This is a genomic window from Azospirillum formosense (assembly GCF_013340925.1).
GTDB classification, from domain to species: domain Bacteria; phylum Pseudomonadota; class Alphaproteobacteria; order Azospirillales; family Azospirillaceae; genus Azospirillum; species Azospirillum formosense.
In genome coordinates this window covers 1-17,478 of record NZ_WHOR01000113.1, presented here as the reverse complement: position 1 = coordinate 17,478, position 17,478 = coordinate 1, and the positions used below count along the sequence as shown (strand labels likewise).

The following is a 17,478-nucleotide window of genomic DNA, read 5'->3' as shown; positions in this document are numbered from 1 at the left end:
CGCCGCCCGCTTGCGCCCCCGCCCGCTCCCCACAAGGCCCCCCCCCACGGGGTGGATGTTAGGCTGGCACCGGCGGAAGGCCGCCACCGCAACCGGGGGGGGGGTGGCGGTGTTTTTTTGGAAACCCGCGGCCCTTCCCCGCCCCTTTCCCCCCCCCCGGCGGAGGGGGGGGGGGCCGGGGGGGGGAAAAACGCCAGCCGAACGGGGTTAGCATGACCGACACCGCCGTCATCGACAGCACGGACACCAGCACGGGCACCGACACCATCATTGCGGAGATCGCCGCGGCGCTGAAGGCGCGGGGCGTGGTGCCCTATCTCGGGCCGGGCGCCTTCGCGCTGCTGCCGGAGGCCGACTGCCCGATCCCGCGCACCTCGCTGGAACTGGCGCAGCGGCTGAACGCCAAGGTCGCCGCACCGGGCCGCATCCGCAGCCAGTTGACCGCCGTCGCCCAATTCATCGAATCGCGACGCCACCGCAAGACGCTGGACAGCCTCCTGAACGAGATCTTCAAGCGCGATGTCCCGGCGACACCGGTTCACGCGTGGCTGGCCACCCTGCCCGCCCCGCCGATGATCGTCGATGTCTGGTACGACAACACGCTGGAAAGCCTGCTGACCGCCGCTCCGGACCGGAGCTGGGGCCAGATCCAGGGTCTGTCCCACCCGCAGGGCGTCGGAGAATGGGTGAAATACTACGCGCCCGGCGGAGCGGAGGTCGAGGCCGCCGCGGCGTCCAGCTGGGAGACCCTGCTCTACAAGCCGTCGGGCAGCGCGACCCCGGCGGGAAACTACCTGATTTCCGACAGCGACTTTGTCGAGATCCTCACGGAGATCGACATCCAGACGCCGATTCCTGCCGTCGTGCAGGAACGACGGGCGGGCCGGAGCTTCCTCTATCTCGGCTGCCGCTTCGATCAGGAAATCCAGCGCACCTTCGCCCGCCAGATCGCCAAGCGGTCGTCGGACAAGCACTGGGCGGTGATCGAGGGCGAGTTGTCGAAGAACGAGGCGCGCTTCCTGGAGCTGCAGAACATCACCCGCCTCGACCTGCCTCTGGACGAGGCGGTCCGGCGGATCAGCGAGGCGATGGGGACGTAAAACACACCTCTCCCCTCCGGGGAGAGGGTGGCCCAAAGGGCCGGGTGAGGGGGTTGCGCTTGTGCCGGACGGTCCGCCACGCGCAACCCCCTCACCCTAACCCTCTCCCCGGAGGGGAGAGGGGACACCATTGGGGACAGTCCCCCCTTACGCCGCGACCGGGGTCGCCAGGGCATCGATCTCCTGCTGGGCGGCGGCCAGCGCCTTGGCGCGGGCGTCCGGACCCATGCCGACGCCCTCGGCGCGGATCACCGTCACGTCGGTGACGCCCAGGAAGCCCAGCACCGTGCGCAGGAAGGCCTCCTGGTGGTCCAGCGCGCTCATCGCCGCGTTCGTCGAGTAGACGCCGCCGCGGGTCGAGGCGATGTAGACCTTCTTGCCGCCGGCCAGACCGACCGGGCCGGTCTCGGTGTAGCGGAAGGTGCGGCCCGCCTGGGCGATGCGGTCGATCCAGGCCTTGAGCTGGGTCGGGACCGTGAAGTTGTACATCGGGGCGCCGATCACCACGACGTCGGCGGCCAGGAACTCATCGACCAGCGCGTCGGTCAGGGCCAGCTCCTCCTGCTGGCGGGCGGTCAGGCCCTCCAGGTTGCGGAACTTCACCACCTGCATCAGCTCGCCGGTCAGGTGGTCCGGCGGGGCGACGGTCAGGTCGCGGTGGGAGACCTCGGCGTCCGGCGTCGCCTGGAGCAGCGCTGCGACGATCGAGGCGGTGAGCTGGCGCGAAACGGAGGCGTCGCCCAGCGGGCTGGAGTCGATGCGAAGGATCTTCATGGTTACGTCTTCCTGTCCGGGAAGCGGGGCGCCGGTCGGGCACCGTCACCGCTTCGGTTTGTCTCGGAAGTGACCATAAGCCCGCTTACGCCAATCGATTGAGCCCCGATTTCGCCAATCTTCGTTGCATGGATTGGAACAATCGCCGGTCAACGCACCCGATTGCCGCCCTTGAACACGACCATCTCGCCGCCCTTCATGACGGTCCAGTTCTCGTCGCGGGTCAGGGGGCGGGTGGCGACGACCGTCACCACGTCGTCGGGCGTCGTCTCCTTGGCGAAATCGACGCTCATGTCCTCGTCGATCAGGGTCGCCGGGCCGAAGGGGGCCTTCCGCGTCAGCCAGGCGAGGTTGGTCGCGCAGTGGCACCACAGGTACCGCCCGTCGCTGAGCAGCATGTTGAAGACGCCCAGCGTGCCGAGGTCGGTGGCGAGGTCGCGGATCAGCCGCATCAGGGCGCCGCTGCTCTTGGGCGGCTCCGGATACTGCATGCGGATCTGGTCGAGCAGCCAGCAGAAGGCGTGCTCGCTGTCCGTCGTCCCGACCGGCTCGTAGAAGGTCAGCGTCCGTTCCTTGATGCCCTTGAGTTGGCCGTTGTGGGCGAAGGTCCAGACGCGCCCCCACAGCTCCCGCGTGAAGGGGTGGGTGTTCTCCAGCGACACCCGGCCGCGGTTGGCGCGGCGGATGTGGGAGATGACCACGCAGGACTTGATGGAATAGCTGCTGACCAGCCGCGCGATCTCCGACTCGCAGCTCGGCGCCGGGTCGTGGAAGGCGCGGCAGCCCTTCCCCTCGTAGAAGGCGATTCCCCAGCCGTCGCGGTGCGGACCGGTCTGCCCGCCGCGGCGCATCAGGCCGCGAAAGCTGAAGCAGATGTCCGTGGGCACGTTGGCGCTCATGCCCAGGAGTTCGCACATGGATCGGCCCCCATCGCTGAAATGTCGGGTTTCAAACAGGACGGGGGCAAACCTACGACAGTCCGGGTTGTCCCGTCACCCCTTTGCGGGTGGTGGGCAGGGCGGCATCCCGGCGCGGGCGCAGCCTTCCAGCTTGCCCTCCGGCGCCCCGGCGGACAGCCCGATCCAGGCGTCCACCCGCTCCGCCTCGAAGCCGCAGTCGCGGCGGTCGCCCACCTGCATCAGCGGACGGCGGATCAGCAGCGGCGCCTTCAGCATCAGCGCCAGGGCGGCGGCCTCGTCCAGCGCGTCCGGATCGACCTCCCCGCTCTTCACCGCCGGGGCGGCGCGGTTGAACCATTCGGCCACCGGGCGGTCGCCGAAGAAGGGGCGCAGGTTGTCCGCCGTCCAGGGCTCGGACAGCAGGTCGCGGGCGTGGACGGTGTGCCCGGCCTCCGCCAGCAGGGCCTTCTGGCGGTTGTTGCCGGCGCAGCCGGGCTTTTCGAAGAAGATCACGTCGGCCATGGTCGCGGTCACCCCTGCTTGAGCGCCGGAGAACGGGCGAGCAGCCCGTCCACCTGGGCGCAGATTTCGTCATAGACTTTGCGGTCTAGCTTGCGCAGCCAGCGCGGCGGGATGGTCTCCACCCCGTAGGTGGCACCGGCCAGCATGCCGGCGATGGCGCCGGTGGTGTCGGCGTCGCCGCCCTGGTTGACGGTCTCGACGACGCAGGATTCCACGGAATCGGTCTGGAAATAATAGTGCATGACCGTCTGCATCGTATCGACGATGTAGGCGGTGGCCAGACCCCGGTAGGGCTGGAACTTGAATTGCCGGTGCTTCGCGATGAGCTTGTTCGACTCGTCGCGCACGTCGCGCACGTCGCCGCCCAGCACCAGACGGCGCACCATGTGGCCGAGCGTCAGGGTCGCCGCGTCGGACATCACGTTGCAGTGGGTGATGTGCGCCTGCTCCACCGTCCAGCGCTCGAAGGCGTCGTCGTCGCCCAGCGTCGCCAGGGCGACCGGCAGGTTGCGCATCGCCGCCCCGTTGCCGGCGTGATACTCGCTCTCCGGCTCCGACAGGGTGCCGTGCATGATGAAGCGGCGGATGCCGCGCCGTGTCGTGTCCCCGACATCGACGGGAACGCCCTTCAGCCAGACGGCGAACTCCTCCGCGGCGCGGCGGGCGTCCCACTCCGGGGCGGCCAGGATGGCGCGGCCGAGATGGATCGACATCTCGGTGTCGTCGGTCACCTGCCCGGCGGGCAGCTTCAGCCAGCCGCCCCCCTTGATGTGCTTGTGCACACCGTATTGGTGGGCGATCTCGCCCTTTGTCAGAAACTCGACGGTGGCGCCCAGCGCGTCGCCGCAGGCCAGCCCGAGATAGGCGCCCAGCGCGCGTGAGCGGATGGAATGGTCAGTCATGGGCCGGATCTGTCCCGTGATCGGTTGTCAGAGAAGCGACACCCCCACCCTGTAGTCCCCGCCGACGACCAGATACTCGCCCTCCCCCTTGAAAGGGTAACGGGGCAGGATGTCGCGGAAGAAAACCACCTTGGTGAGCGGCACCCAGGTTTCGAGGATGTAGTCCCCGAACTGGCCGGCGATGTCGCGCTCGATGGAAAAGGAGCTGAGGTTGTTGAGGCGCAGGACCGCCGTGCGCTTGTCGGGGCGCGCGACGATGTGGTGCTCCTCGAAATCGTTGACGCCACGGTAGAGCCGGATGTGGCTGGCGCGGGATGGCATCGGCGCGTCCGGCCAGCCGCGGCGCATCCACCACTGGCAATACTCGTACAGCAAGTCGAGCTGCAGGTTGATGTTGTTGTTGTGGAAACGGGTGGCGACCTTCTCCTCGCCGTAGGTCCGCCACGCGTCGGAGGCGAAGCGGAGGATCGGTTCCTTGTGATAGGTGGGCAGCAGACCGAACCGGCTCTCCACCCAGCCTTTCAGCACAGCCCCTTCGGCGTTGTTGCTGTCGAACAGCCACCCCTTCAGCAGGCGTAGGTAGCTGGCGCGGTAGCGCCGCCGTCCGTCCGTGCCCTCGGCGCCGGAGAAGTCCGGATTCAGCCCGAAGGTGAAGGCCATGTAGTGCTGGAAGATGTCGGCGGCGATCAGGCTGTTCGGGCTCTCGTCGAGCGCTTCGAACAGCACGGCGTGCTCGCTGCGCGTGCCGCCGATGCGCAGACGCCGGGGCTCGTCGTTGAAGGACTCCGCGCACAGCGCGTCCGCCGTCACATTCAGCAGGTTGGTGCGATGCGCCTTCAGCGCGAGCGGCGAATCCGGATCGATCAGCCGCCCCCGCGCATCCCTCAAGCCACCGCTCGCCGAACCATCCGCCATCGCGCTCTCAAATCCACAATTCTTTCATGGATACCGCGAACCGGCGCGTCCGCCAAGGGTTCGCGTCACCGCAGGGCGATGCCGCGCAACCCGCAATACATTTCGAATTCAAAAACAATTCGATTAAACAGCCGAAACAACTTTTGGATTACTCCAAATATCTTAAAAATATCCGTTTGAACGGATGATGAGACGACACCATAGTTCTTCGATCGGGATTCAGTGCACCGCAAGACGAGGCAAGGCCATGTGGCCGATGAAGCGTAAGGAACAGGAGACGCGCAACCGGGCGGTACAGCCCCCGCGCGTTCTTCTTCCTTCCGCCGTCTCGGAAAAGATGCCGATGCGCTCGGGACGGGCGCCGGTTCCGCTGCGCGGCGCCAGGGAGGCCCGCGACGCCGTGACGCTCGCCCGGCTGCTGCGCGGCACCATCACCCCGCTGCGCGGCGACGAGGTGCTGGCCCTGCTGGAGCCCCACCGCCCGCGTCTGGTGCCCAAGCCAGTCAACCCGCTGGCCGCCATGCCCGGCCAGCCGCAGGGCCGCCTGCTGGAGGCGCTGCTGCGTCCCACCGCGCCGATTATCCTGGACGTCCTGCTGCCCCGCCTGCGCGACCATCTGATCGACCGCGTCGTCCACAACAAGGGCACCGCCGAGGACGGGCTCCCCGGCGCGCTGGAGGTGGCCACCGCCCTGCGCGCCCTGGTCGCCCTGCTGCGCGGCGCCGGGCGCGGCGCGGTGCTGTCGGTGGTCTCGGCCATCGAGGCGGACGCCCGCGCCGACGCCGACCGGCTGGTCCGCGGCGAAGCGCCCGTCGCGGTCGCGGAAGAAGACCCGGCCGGCGCCACCGCCGGCGCCATGGACAGCCTCGCCCACGCTCTGCTGCGCTTCGAGGCGCGGCGGCTGATGCTGGAGACGCTGGGCGCCACCGTCGCGCTGCGCGACGTCGTCTACCAGTCGCGCCGCCTGACCCGCCACGCGCTGCGCCGGGCGGCGGAGGCCATGGACGGCTTTGGCGCCGACCGCGGCATCAAGGCGCTGCACGCCAGCCTCGCCACGCTGGCCTCGGTGGACGGGCTGCTCGTCGTCGCGATGCGGAACCTCGACGACCAGGAGGAGCACCGCGAGGAGGCCAACGCCTTCGTCGAGCCCGCCGACCGCAAGGCGATGAACGATTGCCTGTCGGCGGCGTGGCGGCTTTCCGACACGCTGTTCGATCTTGTCGGAAAGGCGGCCAACGGCGGCGACCTCGACGAGCTGCTGTTCGAGGCGCTGCTGCGCCAGCTCCGTTCCCTGCACCAGTTCTGCACCGACCTCGACCATGCCGGGCGTCCGGCGGTGCTCGACACGCTGGAACGCCGTCTGGCCGAACGCAGCCGCGCGCTGGCCGGCATCGCCGGGGAGCGTCTCGTCGGCATCCTGCTGGCCCGTCCCGCCGACCCGGCCAAGGCGCGCCGTCTGCTCGCCCGCGGCCAGTCGCTGGCCCAGCTTCTCTATGACATGGGCCAGGACGGCGACGAGCTGGAGGCGCTGGCGCTGCGCCTCGTCGTCGCCCGCGACGCGCTGAACCACGCCGCCGCCTGAGCCGCGAAGGCGCCGTTCGGGCGCCATCCACCCATCTCATCCTTTTCATTGCGAGAGACCCGACAAAATGTCGGGCTTTGTCGGGTATGTCACAGGCCCGACAAAGCGGACCGCGCTCGTCCACAATCTATTTTCTTGTTCATTTTCAATGCCTTAAAAATTTTCCGCAAACTGGCACGGGGGATGCAGAGAAGGGGTCGAAGCGGCCGCTAGGCAGGCCGCCCCGGAATTGAAGACACCCTGTAGACCCAAGCAAAGGAGTAACCTCCCATGTCTTTGCGCCAGATTGCGTTCTACGGTAAGGGCGGTATCGGCAAGTCCACCACCTCCCAGAACACCCTGGCCGCGCTGGTCGAGCTGGATCAGAAGATCCTGATCGTCGGCTGCGATCCGAAGGCCGACTCGACCCGCCTGATCCTGCACGCCAAGGCGCAGGACACCGTGCTGCACCTCGCCGCCGAAGCCGGCTCGGTCGAGGATCTGGAGCTCGAGGACGTTCTCAAGATCGGCTACAAGGGCATCAAGTGCGTCGAGTCCGGCGGTCCGGAGCCGGGGGTCGGCTGCGCCGGCCGCGGCGTGATCACCTCGATCAACTTCCTGGAAGAGAACGGCGCCTACGACGACGTCGACTACGTCTCCTACGACGTGCTGGGCGACGTGGTGTGCGGCGGCTTCGCCATGCCCATCCGCGAGAACAAGGCCCAGGAAATCTACATCGTCATGTCCGGTGAGATGATGGCGCTCTACGCCGCCAACAACATCGCCAAGGGCATCCTGAAGTACGCCCACAGCGGCGGCGTGCGCCTCGGCGGCCTGATCTGCAACGAGCGCCAGACCGACAAGGAAATCGACCTCGCCTCGGCCCTGGCCGCCCGCCTCGGCACCCAGCTCATCCACTTCGTGCCGCGCGACAACATCGTGCAGCACGCCGAGCTGCGCCGCATGACCGTGATCGAGTACGCGCCGGACAGCCAGCAGGCCCAGGAATACCGCCAGCTCGCCAACAAGGTCCACGCGAACAAGGGCAAGGGCACCATCCCGACCCCGATCACGATGGAAGAGCTGGAAGAGATGCTGATGGACTTCGGCATCATGAAGTCGGAGGAGCAGCAGCTCGCCGAGCTCCAGGCCAAGGAAGCCGCCAAGGCCTGATCCCTGGGTCCCTGACGGGGCACAGGTCTGAACTGGCCCCCTCCCCAGCCCACCCCGCCTTCGTGCGCGGGGTGGGAGAGAGGGGGCTCGGTCCCGCGCTGAAGTGGCGCGGACAATGAGAGCATGCAGGAGACTGGCACCATGAGCCTGTCCGTGAACGAAGGCGTCGACGTCAAGGGTCTCGTCGACAAGGTTCTCGAAGCGTATCCCGAGAAGTCCCGCAAGCGCCGCGCCAAGCACCTGAACGTGCTGGAGGCCGAGGCGAAGGACTGCGGCGTCAAGTCGAACATCAAGTCGATCCCCGGTGTGATGACCATCCGTGGTTGCGCCTACGCCGGTTCCAAGGGCGTGGTGTGGGGTCCGATCAAGGACATGATCCACATCTCCCACGGCCCGGTCGGCTGCGGCTACTACTCCTGGTCCGGCCGCCGCAACTACTATGTCGGCGACACCGGCGTGGACAGCTGGGGCACGATGCACTTCACCTCCGACTTCCAGGAGAAGGACATCGTCTTCGGCGGCGACAAGAAGCTGCACAAGGTGATCGAGGAGATCAACGAGCTGTTCCCGCTCGTCAACGGCATCTCCATCCAGTCCGAGTGCCCGATCGGCCTGATCGGCGACGACATCGAGGCGGTCGCCCGCGCCAAGTCCGAGGAGCTGGGCAAGCCGGTCGTTCCGGTCCGTTGCGAAGGCTTCCGCGGCGTCTCCCAGTCGCTGGGCCACCACATCGCCAACGACGTCATCCGCGACTGGATCTTCGAGAAGACCGAGCCGAAGGAAGGCTTCGTCTCCACCCCGTACGACGTCACCATCATCGGTGACTACAACATCGGTGGCGACGCCTGGGCCAGCCGCATCCTGCTGGAGGAGATCGGCCTGCGCGTGATCGCCCAGTGGTCGGGCGACGGCACGCTCGCCGAGCTGGAGAACACGCCGAAGGCGAAGGTAAACCTCATCCACTGCTACCGCTCGATGAACTACATCGCGCGCCACATGGAAGAGAAGTTCGGTATTCCGTGGATGGAGTACAACTTCTTCGGCCCGTCGCAGATCGCCGAGTCCCTGCGCAAGATCGCCGCTCTCTTCGATGACACCATCAAGGAGAACGCGGAGAAGGTCATCGCCAAGTACCAGCCGATGGTCGACGCCGTCATCGCCAAGTTCAAGCCGCGGCTCGAAGGCAAGAAGGTGATGATCTACGTCGGCGGCCTGCGTCCGCGCCACGTGGTCGACGCCTACCATGACCTGGGCATGGAGATCGTCGGCACGGGTTACGAGTTCGCCCACAACGACGACTATCAGCGCACCCAGCACTACGTGAAGGAAGGCACGCTGATCTACGACGACGTCACCGCCTTCGAACTGGAAAAGTTCGTCGAGGTGATGCGTCCGGACCTCGTCGCCTCGGGCATCAAGGAAAAGTACGTCTTCCAGAAGATGGGCCTGCCCTTCCGCCAGATGCACTCCTGGGATTACTCGGGTCCGTATCACGGCTACGACGGCTTCGCGATCTTCGCCCGCGACATGGATCTGGCCATCAACAACCCCGTCTGGGGCATCATGAAGGCTCCGTTCTAAAGCGGCCTCTGGAAGATAGGAGTAATGAGCATGTCCCACCCCGTTTCCCAGAGCGCCGACAAGGTCATCGACCACTTCACGCTCTTCCGTCAGCCCGAATACAAGGAGCTGTTCGAGCGCAAGAAGACGGAGTTCGAGTACGGCCACTCCGACGAGGAGGTCGCCCGGGTTTCCGCGTGGACCAAGACGGAAGAGTACAAGGAAAAGAACTTCGCCCGTGAGGCGGTCGTCATCAACCCGACGAAGGCCTGCCAGCCGATCGGCGCGATGTTCGCGGCCCAGGGCTTCGAAGGCACCCTGCCCTTCGTCCATGGTTCGCAGGGCTGCGTCGCCTACTACCGCACGCACCTCACCCGCCACTTCAAGGAGCCGAACTCCGCGGTCTCCTCGTCGATGACGGAAGACGCGGCGGTGTTCGGCGGCCTGAACAACATGATCGACGGCCTGGCCAACGCCTACGCGCTGTACAAGCCGAAGATGATCGCCGTGCTGACCACCTGCATGGCCGAGGTCATCGGCGACGACCTCTCCGGCTTCATCAACAACGCGAAGAACAAGGAAAGCGTCCCGGCGGATTTCCCGGTTCCCTTCGCCCACACCCCGGCCTTCGTCGGCAGCCACATCGTCGGCTACGACAACATGATCAAGGGCGTCCTGACCCACTTCTGGGGCACGTCGGAGAACTTCGACACCCCGAAGAACGAGACGGTCAACCTGATCCCGGGCTTCGACGGCTTCGCGGTCGGCAACAACCGTGAGCTGAAGCGCATCGCCGGCCTGTTCGGCATCCAGATGACCATCCTGTCGGACGTGTCGGACAACTTCGACACCCCGGCCGACGGCGAGTACCGCATGTATGACGGCGGCACCCCGCTGGAGGCCACGAAGGAGGCCGTCCACGCCAAGGCCACCATCTCCATGCAGGAATACTGCACCCCGCAGTCCCTGCAGTTCATCAAGGAGAAGGGCCAGCAGGTCGCCAAGTTCAACTACCCGATGGGCGTCACCGGCACCGACGAGCTTCTGATGAAGCTGGCCGAGCTGACCGGCAAGGCGATCCCGGCGGAGCTGAAGCTGGAGCGCGGCCGTCTGGTCGACGCCATCGCCGACAGCCACACCCACCTGCACGGCAAGCGCTTCGCCGTGTACGGCGACCCGGACTTCTGCCTGGGCATGTCGAAGTTCCTGATGGAGCTGGGCGCCGAGCCGGTGCACATCCTGTCCACCTCCGGCTCGAAGAAGTGGGAGAAGCAGGTCCAGAAGGCGCTCGACGCCTCGCCGTTCGGCAAGTCCGGCAAGGCCTACGGCGGCAAGGACCTCTGGCACCTGCGCTCGCTGCTGTTCACCGACAAGGTCGACTACATCATCGGCAACAGCTACGGCAAGTATCTGGAGCGCGACACCAAGATCCCGCTCATCCGCCTGACCTACCCGATCTTCGACCGCCACCACCATCACCGTTACCCGACCTGGGGCTACCAGGGCGCTCTGAACGTGCTGGTGCGCATCCTGGATCGGATCTTCGAGGATATGGACGCCAACACGAACATCGTCGGCGAGACCGACTACTCGTTCGATCTGGTGCGCTGACCTCCCCCGGCCGGCGCGGGGCCTCCATCCCCCCGCCCGGCCGCTTCCCCGGAGAGCCGGAGCCCACCGCAAGGTGGGCTCCGGCTTTTCCATGTCCGGCCCGCGTCCGTCGCCCCAAAAACGCCGGCAAGAATTATCTTCGTTTTCCAACCCGCGTTCTGGAACGCGGACTGATACGGCTCGTGTTGCCGAAACCCGTTGGACGGGCAACGCCATGGCACACCTGACCGCAAGCGTCGAACACGGCATCCACTGTTTGCTCTGGCTGGCCGCCGCCGGCGACGCGCCGCTGAGCAGCCGGCATCTGGCGGAATTGCAGGGCATCTCCCCCTCCTTCCTCGCCAAGATTTTCCCGATGCTGGAGAAAGCCGGGATCGTCACGGCCAGCGAAGGGGTGCGCGGCGGCGACCCTTGCCATCACAGGGACGTGGTTCCGCACAGGCATTGCTTTCGGTGGAACGTCCGGGCCGCCTGAATCAGCGCTCTTTGCAGGCGCACCCTCTTCACAGCTTTTCATGGAAATGAGGCGAGAGGCGAACGCCTTTTTTGCTATTGCGCAAACACGGGAAATGCCCTGCGATTGAAGGACCCAAAACTTGAAACTTCTCATCCACAATTGCTCACCACCGACAATATAACCACAAGATCAACAAAAAATTGCATTTGATTACCTGCCGGCATAACGGCATATCTTTGCGAATACAATCATCGCCGAAACGATACCGCACCCCACGGCGCGGCAAGAACGCCAATTAATTGTTTTTTATGCAAATTGACGATAACCTCAAATTATCATTCCCTTCTTGCGCCATAAGGACAATCAACATGCCCTTTAAAACCTTTCTAAGGTCGGCAGACACGGAAGCGATGGAAATAACAGAAGCATTAGACAAATCTAATGGCATGATTACCTTTGACACATCTGGCAACATATTGTCAGCAAATGATCAATTTCTCCGCTGTATGGGCTACAGCCTTGAGGAGATCAAAGGGAAGCATCACCGGATATTCGTCGACCCGAATCTCCATGACAGTCCGGATTACAAGGAGTTCTGGGAGCGTCTGCGCCGGGGTAAGTTCCAATCCTCCCTGTACAAGCGCATCGGCAAGGACGGACGGGAGGTCTGGATCGAGGCGTCCTACAACCCGATCAAGAACCGCCAGGGCGTCACCCACAAGGTGGTGAAGGTCTGCACCGACGTCACCGAGCGCCATCTCGAACACATCGATCTGCGCGGCAAGGCGGAGGCTATCTCCAAGTCCCAGGCGGTGATCGAATTCACCCCCGACGGCACCGTCATCACCGCCAACGAGAACTTCCTGTCCCTGCTCGGCTACACGCTGCGGGAGATCGAGGGGCGTCATCACAGCACCTTCGTCGATCCGGCGGAGCACGGCGGCGCGGACTACCGGGCCTTCTGGGAGAGCCTGCGGCAGGGCCGCTTCCAGGCCGCCCAGTACAAGCGGATCGGCAAGGGCGGCCGCGTGGTGTGGATTCAGGCGTCCTACAACCCGGTGTTCGACAGCAGCAACCGTCTGTCCAAGATCGTCAAGTTCGCCACCGACATCACCCGCCAGGTCGAACTGCTGGACCAGTTGAAGGCGCTGATCGACAACAATTTCACCGAGATCGACACCGCGCTCTCCGCCGCCGGCCGGCAGGCCGAGGACGCCGCCCAGCGGTCCGGCGCGACGCAAGGCACGGTCCAGACCGTCGCCGCCAGCGCGGAGGAACTCGCCGCGTCGGCCCGGGAAATCGCCGACAGCATGATCCGCTCGCGCCAGGCGGCGAGCACCGCGATGGACGAGACGGGGAACGCCGACCGGGCGGCGGCGCGGCTGACGGAGGTCGCCAAGGCGATGGGCGGCATCGTCGATCTGATCAGCTCGATCGCCAGCCAGATCAACCTGCTGGCGCTGAATGCCACCATCGAGGCGGCACGGGCCGGCGAGGCCGGGCGCGGCTTCGCGGTGGTCGCCAACGAGGTCAAGAATCTCGCCAACCAGTCGGCCAACGCGACCGCCCAGATCTCCAAGGAGATCGAAGGCATGCAGGCCGTCTCGTCCGACGTCGTCGCGTCGTTGGGAAACATCCGTCAGGCCACCAGCAACCTGATGGAGTTCGTCACCGTCTCCGCCGGAGCGGTGGAGGAGCAGAGCGCGGTGACCGGCGACATGTCCACCAACATGCAAAACGCCTCGGCCTCGGTCAGCGCCGTCGACCACAACATCGGCGCCATCAACTCCGCGATCACCCAGATCGCGTCGGCGGTCTCGGAAACCAAGGAAGCCGCCAAGGTGCTGGCCCGTTGAGGGCGCGCGCCTTACGCGGCCGGCCATCGCCCCGGGCTGTGCGATACCCGACAAAGTCCGCGATTGTCGGGTATCGCACACGAGGCCACTCATCTTAACTTATTGAATATAAACAAGTCTCTTTTTGGCACACCTCCTGCATATGACTGATCCACAGGCGCCGATGTCGGCCAATGGCGGGAGAAGGTCATGCTCCAGGAAAAGCTCCAGGACGTCTTCAACGAGCCGGGTTGCTCCACCAACCAAGCCAAGTCGGAGAAGGAGCGGAAGAAGGGTTGCTCCAAGGCGCTGAAGCCGGGAGCCGCCGCCGGCGGCTGCGCCTATGACGGCGCGATGATCGCGCTCCAGCCGATCGCCGACGCCGCCCACCTCGTGCACGGGCCGATCGCCTGCCTCGGCAACTCCTGGGACAACCGCGGCACCAAATCGTCGGGCTCGCAGCTCTACCGCACCGGCTTCACCACGGACATGTCGGAACTCGACATCATCCACGGCGGCGAGAAGAAGCTCTACAAGGCGATCAAGGAGATCGTGCAGCAGTACGATCCGCCGGCCGTCTTCGTTTACCAGACCTGCGTCCCCGCCATGATCGGCGACGACATCGAGGCGGTCTGCAAGTTCGCCGCGAAGAAGCTGGGCAAGCCGGTGATCCCGGTGATGGCGCCGGGCTTCGTGGGCTCGAAGAACCTGGGCAACAAGCTGGCCGGCGAGACTCTGCTCGACCACGTCATCGGCACGGTGGAGCCGGAGGTCACGACCCCGACCGACATCTGCATCGTCGGCGAATACAATCTGGCCGGCGAGCTGTGGCTGGTGAAGCCGCTGCTCGACGAGATCGGCATCCGCATCCTGTCCTGCATCTCCGGCGACGGGCGCTACAACGAGGTGGCGCAGGCCCACCGGGCGCGGCTGACCATGGTGGTCTGCTCGCAGGCGCTGGTGAATGTCGGGCGCAAGATGCAGGAGCGCTGGGGCATCCCCTATTTCGAAGGCTCCTTCTACGGCGTGTCGGACATGTCGGACACGCTGCGCACCATGGCCCGCATGCTGGTGGAGCGCGGCGCCGACAAGGCCATCATCGACCGCACCGAGGGCGTCATCGCCCGCGAGGAAAGCCGCGTCTGGCGGCGCCTGGAGCCTTACAAGCCGCGCTTCGACGGCAAGCGCGTCCTGCTGTTCACCGGCGGCGTGAAAAGCTGGTCGATGGTCACCGCGCTGGAAGGCGCCGGGCTGACCATCGTCGGCACCTCCACCAAGAAGTCCACCAAGGAGGACAAGGAGCGCATCAAGAAGATGAAGGGGGAGGAGTTCCACCAGTGGGACGACCTGAAGCCCCGCGACATCTACAAGATGCTGCGCGACAGCGAGGCCGACATCATGATGTCCGGCGGCCGGTCGCAGTTCATCGCGCTGAAGGCCAAGGTGCCGTGGCTCGACCTCAACCAGGAGCGCCACACCCCCTACGCGGGCTACGACGGCATCGTCAACCTGTGTGAGGAAATCGACAAGACCCTGTCCAACCCGATCTGGCGACAGGTGCGTCTGGCCGCCCCCTGGGAGTCCAAGGCGGCCGTCAAGCCGGTGGAGGTCTGACCGCCATGGGCACCATCCAGCGCTTCCCCCACTCCGCCAAGGCGGCCGCCACCAACCCGCTGAAGATGAGCCAGCCGCTGGGCGCGGCGCTCGCCTTCCTCGGCGTGGACCGCTGCATGCCACTGTTCCACGGCAGCCAGGGCTGCACCGCCTTCGGGCTGGTCCTGCTGGTCCGCCATTTCCGCGAGGCCATCCCGCTCCAGACCACGGCGATGGATCAGGTCTCGACCATCCTCGGCGGCTACGAGAATCTGGAGCAGGCCGTCCGCACCATCCACGAGCGCAACGCGCCCGCCCTGATCGGCGTCGCCACCACCGGCGTGACCGAGACCAAGGGCGAGGACATGGCCGGCCAGTATTCGCTGTTCCGCCAGCGCAACCCCGCCCTGTCCGGCCTGAAGCTGGTCTTCGCCAACACCCCGGACTTCTCCGGCGGCTTCGAGGACGGCTTCTCCGCCGCGGTGACCGGCATCGTCGAGGAGGTGGTCCAGCCGTCGGAAACGACCGTCAAGGGCCAGATCAACGTGCTGGCCGGCTGCCACCTGTCGCCGGGCGACGTGGAGGAGCTGCGCGACATCATCGAGAGCTTCGGCCTGTCACCGATCTTCCTGCCCGACCTGTCGCTGTCCATGTCGGGCCGCCAGCCGGACGACTTCACGGCGACCTCGCTGGGCGGCGTGACGGTGGAGCGGATCGCGGCGATGGGCGCGTCGGAGGCCACGCTGGTGGTCGGCGAGCACATGCGCGTCGCCGCCGCGGCGCTGGAGCTGAAGACCGACGTGCGCAGCGTCTTCTTCGACCGGCTGACGGGGCTGGAGGCGTCGGACCGCCTCGTCCGCACCCTGTCGGAGTTGTCGGGCCGCCCGGTGCCCGAGAAGCTGCGGCGCCAGCGCGAGACGCTGGTCGACGGCATGCTGGACGGGCATTTCTTCTACAGCCGCAAGCGGATCGCCGTGGCGCTGGAGCCGGACCTGCTCTACGCCGTCACCAGCTTCCTGGCGGAGATGGGGGCGGAGGTGATCGCCGCCGTCTCCCCCACCCAGACCGCCGTCCTGGAGAAGCTGAAGGCCGCGACCGTCATGGTCGGCGACCATTCCGACGTGGAGACTCTGGCCCGCGACGCCGACCTGATCGTGTCGAACTCGCATGGGCGGCAGGGGGCGGCGCGCATCGGCGTGCCGCTGCACCGCATGGGGCTCCCCATGTTCGACCGTCTGGGCGCCGGGCTGAAGGTCCATGTCGGCTACCGCGGCACCCGCGAGCTTCTGTTCGAAATCGGCAACCTGTTCCTGTCCCGCGAGATGGACCACGACGGGCACGGCCACGGCCATGCCCACGGCCATCCGCATGGGGACGGGCATGAACACGGCCAGCACTGCGGGAGCGGATCATGCGGATGCAGCGCCGGCTGAGTGTGGTGGGCCAGGCCGAGGAGGGCCGGCCCCGCAAAGGAGGTTCCATGAAGGTCGCTTTCTGCACCCAGGACATGCAGCACGTCGACGCGCATTTCGGGTGGGCTAAGAACATCGTGGTCTACGAGGTGGACAAGGCCGGCTACAGGATGGTCGAGACCTGCCAGTTCGGCGGCTCGATGTTCGAGGACGGCAACGAGGACAAGCTGATCCCGAAGCTCGACGCGCTGGCCGACTGCGCCATCGTCTACCTGTCGGCCATCGGCGCCTCCGCCGCCGCCCGCGTGGTGGCGAAGAAGATCCACCCCGTGAAGGTGGAGGCCACGGACACCATCACCGCCCTGCTCGACCGTCTGGTCGAAACCATCAACGGCAACCCGCCGCCCTGGCTGCGCAAGGCCCTGAACGCCGGCCAGCCGCAGGAGCTGGCCTTCGACGAGGAGGATTGAGAGCATGACCGACACCGCCATGGCCGCCGGGAGCGATCTCGCCGAGGCCTTTCTGAAGACCCTGGTCATGCTGTTCCGCGCCGAAGACAGCTACGGCGCCTGGGAAGGCAAGAGCGACGAGACGATCCTCGCCCCCTTCATCCTCGACAAGGAGGCCCGCGCCGCCATCCCGATCATGGGCGACCCGGACCCCGACACGCTGTGGCGGCTGGAGCTGTTCTACAAGGCCGTCGGCATCACGGTCGAGAAGCAGACCGGCCACATCGCCTCCCCCATCATGAAGATGAGCCACGAGGGCTTCGGCCGCATGGTGCTGACCACGGGCCGGCTGGTCGTGGTGTCGAAGCATCTGCGCGACGTCCACCGCTTCGGCTTCCCATCGCTGGAGAAGCTGGCCGCCGACGGCGCCAAGATCGTCGAGGAGGCCGTGGCGCTGATCCGCAAATACCCCGACGTCGCCGATCTGTGAGGATTCCGCCATGTCCGACATCGACGCCCTGAAGGACGAGGTCAAGAAGCTCAACGCCCGCGCGACCCAGAAGAAGATGGATCTGCACGACCTGTCGGAGGAGCTGCCGCAGAACTGGCAGTCGATCCTCCAGGTCGCCCAGGAAACCTACGACGCCTACAGGACCCTGACCGAGAAGCGCGCCGAGCTGAAGGCGCTGGAGACGGCATCCGCCTGAGCATCCTC

Annotated in this window: 17 protein-coding genes; 12 read left to right on the top strand and 5 right to left on the bottom strand. The window is 66.0% G+C overall.

Translation table 11 applies throughout. From position 1 onward, the window contains the following. The first annotated feature begins 212 nt into the window (after positions 1–212). Positions 213–1,100 carry an SIR2 family protein gene (locus tag GBZ26_RS15895; RefSeq protein ID WP_174439672.1) on the top strand — a complete coding sequence of 296 codons (888 nt, stop codon included), beginning with the start codon at positions 213–215 and terminating at the stop codon, positions 1,098–1,100. A 147-nt stretch (positions 1,101–1,247) separates the two neighbouring features. On the opposite strand, the gene GBZ26_RS15890 is transcribed toward GBZ26_RS15895, so the two are convergent. The 5 genes from GBZ26_RS15890 to GBZ26_RS15870 form a co-directional block, all read right to left on the bottom strand. Further along, on the bottom strand, positions 1,248–1,874 hold the full coding sequence (locus GBZ26_RS15890; RefSeq protein WP_174439671.1) for an FMN-dependent NADH-azoreductase: 627 nt from the start codon (positions 1,872–1,874) through the stop codon (positions 1,248–1,250). Positions 1,875–2,023: 149 nt separating this feature from the next. Then, entirely contained in the window at positions 2,024–2,791 is a 768-nt protein-coding gene (locus GBZ26_RS15885; RefSeq protein ID WP_119507481.1) for a class II glutamine amidotransferase, read from the bottom strand. 75 nt (positions 2,792–2,866) lie between these two features. Next, complete coding sequence (locus GBZ26_RS15880; RefSeq protein ID WP_174439670.1) at positions 2,867–3,295, bottom strand: ArsC/Spx/MgsR family protein; 429 nt, start codon at positions 3,293–3,295, stop codon at positions 2,867–2,869. Positions 3,296–3,303: 8 nt separating this feature from the next. After that, positions 3,304–4,197 carry an ADP-ribosyl-[dinitrogen reductase] hydrolase gene (draG, locus tag GBZ26_RS15875; protein WP_174439669.1) on the bottom strand — a complete coding sequence of 298 codons (894 nt, stop codon included), beginning with the start codon at positions 4,195–4,197 and terminating at the stop codon, positions 3,304–3,306. A 27-nt stretch (positions 4,198–4,224) separates the two neighbouring features. Then, entirely contained in the window at positions 4,225–5,112 is an 888-nt protein-coding gene (locus GBZ26_RS15870) for an NAD(+)--dinitrogen-reductase ADP-D-ribosyltransferase (RefSeq protein WP_174439668.1), read from the bottom strand. Positions 5,113–5,449: 337 nt separating this feature from the next. On the opposite strand from GBZ26_RS15870, the gene GBZ26_RS15865 reads away from it, so the two are divergent. The 11 genes from GBZ26_RS15865 (at position 5,450) to GBZ26_RS15815 (ending at position 17,470) form a co-directional block, all read left to right on the top strand. Further along, complete coding sequence (locus GBZ26_RS15865) at positions 5,450–6,694, top strand: hypothetical protein (protein ID WP_247884823.1); 1,245 nt, start codon at positions 5,450–5,452, stop codon at positions 6,692–6,694. A 270-nt stretch (positions 6,695–6,964) separates the two neighbouring features. Then, positions 6,965–7,846, top strand: a complete 882-nt coding sequence (gene nifH / locus GBZ26_RS15860) for a nitrogenase iron protein (protein WP_014239786.1) — start codon at positions 6,965–6,967, stop codon at positions 7,844–7,846. A 141-nt stretch (positions 7,847–7,987) separates the two neighbouring features. Further along, positions 7,988–9,427: a nitrogenase molybdenum-iron protein alpha chain gene (gene nifD / locus GBZ26_RS15855; RefSeq protein ID WP_014239785.1), complete on the top strand. Its 1,440-nt coding sequence runs from the start codon at positions 7,988–7,990 to the stop codon at positions 9,425–9,427. Positions 9,428–9,457: 30 nt separating this feature from the next. Further along, positions 9,458–11,017 carry a nitrogenase molybdenum-iron protein subunit beta gene (gene nifK / locus GBZ26_RS15850; RefSeq protein ID WP_174439666.1) on the top strand — a complete coding sequence of 520 codons (1,560 nt, stop codon included), beginning with the start codon at positions 9,458–9,460 and terminating at the stop codon, positions 11,015–11,017. Positions 11,018–11,231: 214 nt separating this feature from the next. Next, complete coding sequence (locus GBZ26_RS15845) at positions 11,232–11,492, top strand: RrF2 family transcriptional regulator (RefSeq protein ID WP_211104779.1); 261 nt, start codon at positions 11,232–11,234, stop codon at positions 11,490–11,492. Between the two features lie 350 nt (positions 11,493–11,842). After that, the gene (locus GBZ26_RS15840; RefSeq protein ID WP_174439665.1) at positions 11,843–13,330 is read left to right on the top strand and encodes a methyl-accepting chemotaxis protein; all 1,488 of its coding nucleotides are present in this window, start codon (positions 11,843–11,845) and stop codon (positions 13,328–13,330) included. Between the two features lie 189 nt (positions 13,331–13,519). Next, a complete protein-coding gene (nifE, locus tag GBZ26_RS15835) occupies positions 13,520–14,923 on the top strand; it encodes a nitrogenase iron-molybdenum cofactor biosynthesis protein NifE (RefSeq protein WP_174439664.1) in 1,404 nt (467 codons plus the stop codon). 5 nt (positions 14,924–14,928) lie between these two features. Then, entirely contained in the window at positions 14,929–16,335 is a 1,407-nt protein-coding gene (nifN, locus tag GBZ26_RS15830; protein WP_174439663.1) for a nitrogenase iron-molybdenum cofactor biosynthesis protein NifN, read from the top strand. Positions 16,336–16,382: 47 nt separating this feature from the next. Further along, positions 16,383–16,784 carry a nitrogen fixation protein NifX gene (nifX, locus tag GBZ26_RS15825; RefSeq protein WP_174439662.1) on the top strand — a complete coding sequence of 134 codons (402 nt, stop codon included), beginning with the start codon at positions 16,383–16,385 and terminating at the stop codon, positions 16,782–16,784. A gap of 4 nt (positions 16,785–16,788) precedes the next feature. After that, a complete protein-coding gene (locus tag GBZ26_RS15820) occupies positions 16,789–17,253 on the top strand; it encodes a NifX-associated nitrogen fixation protein (protein WP_174439661.1) in 465 nt (154 codons plus the stop codon). 10 nt (positions 17,254–17,263) lie between these two features. Then, on the top strand, positions 17,264–17,470 hold the full coding sequence (locus GBZ26_RS15815) for a CCE_0567 family metalloprotein (protein WP_174439660.1): 207 nt from the start codon (positions 17,264–17,266) through the stop codon (positions 17,468–17,470). The last annotated feature ends 8 nt before the right edge of the window (positions 17,471–17,478 follow it).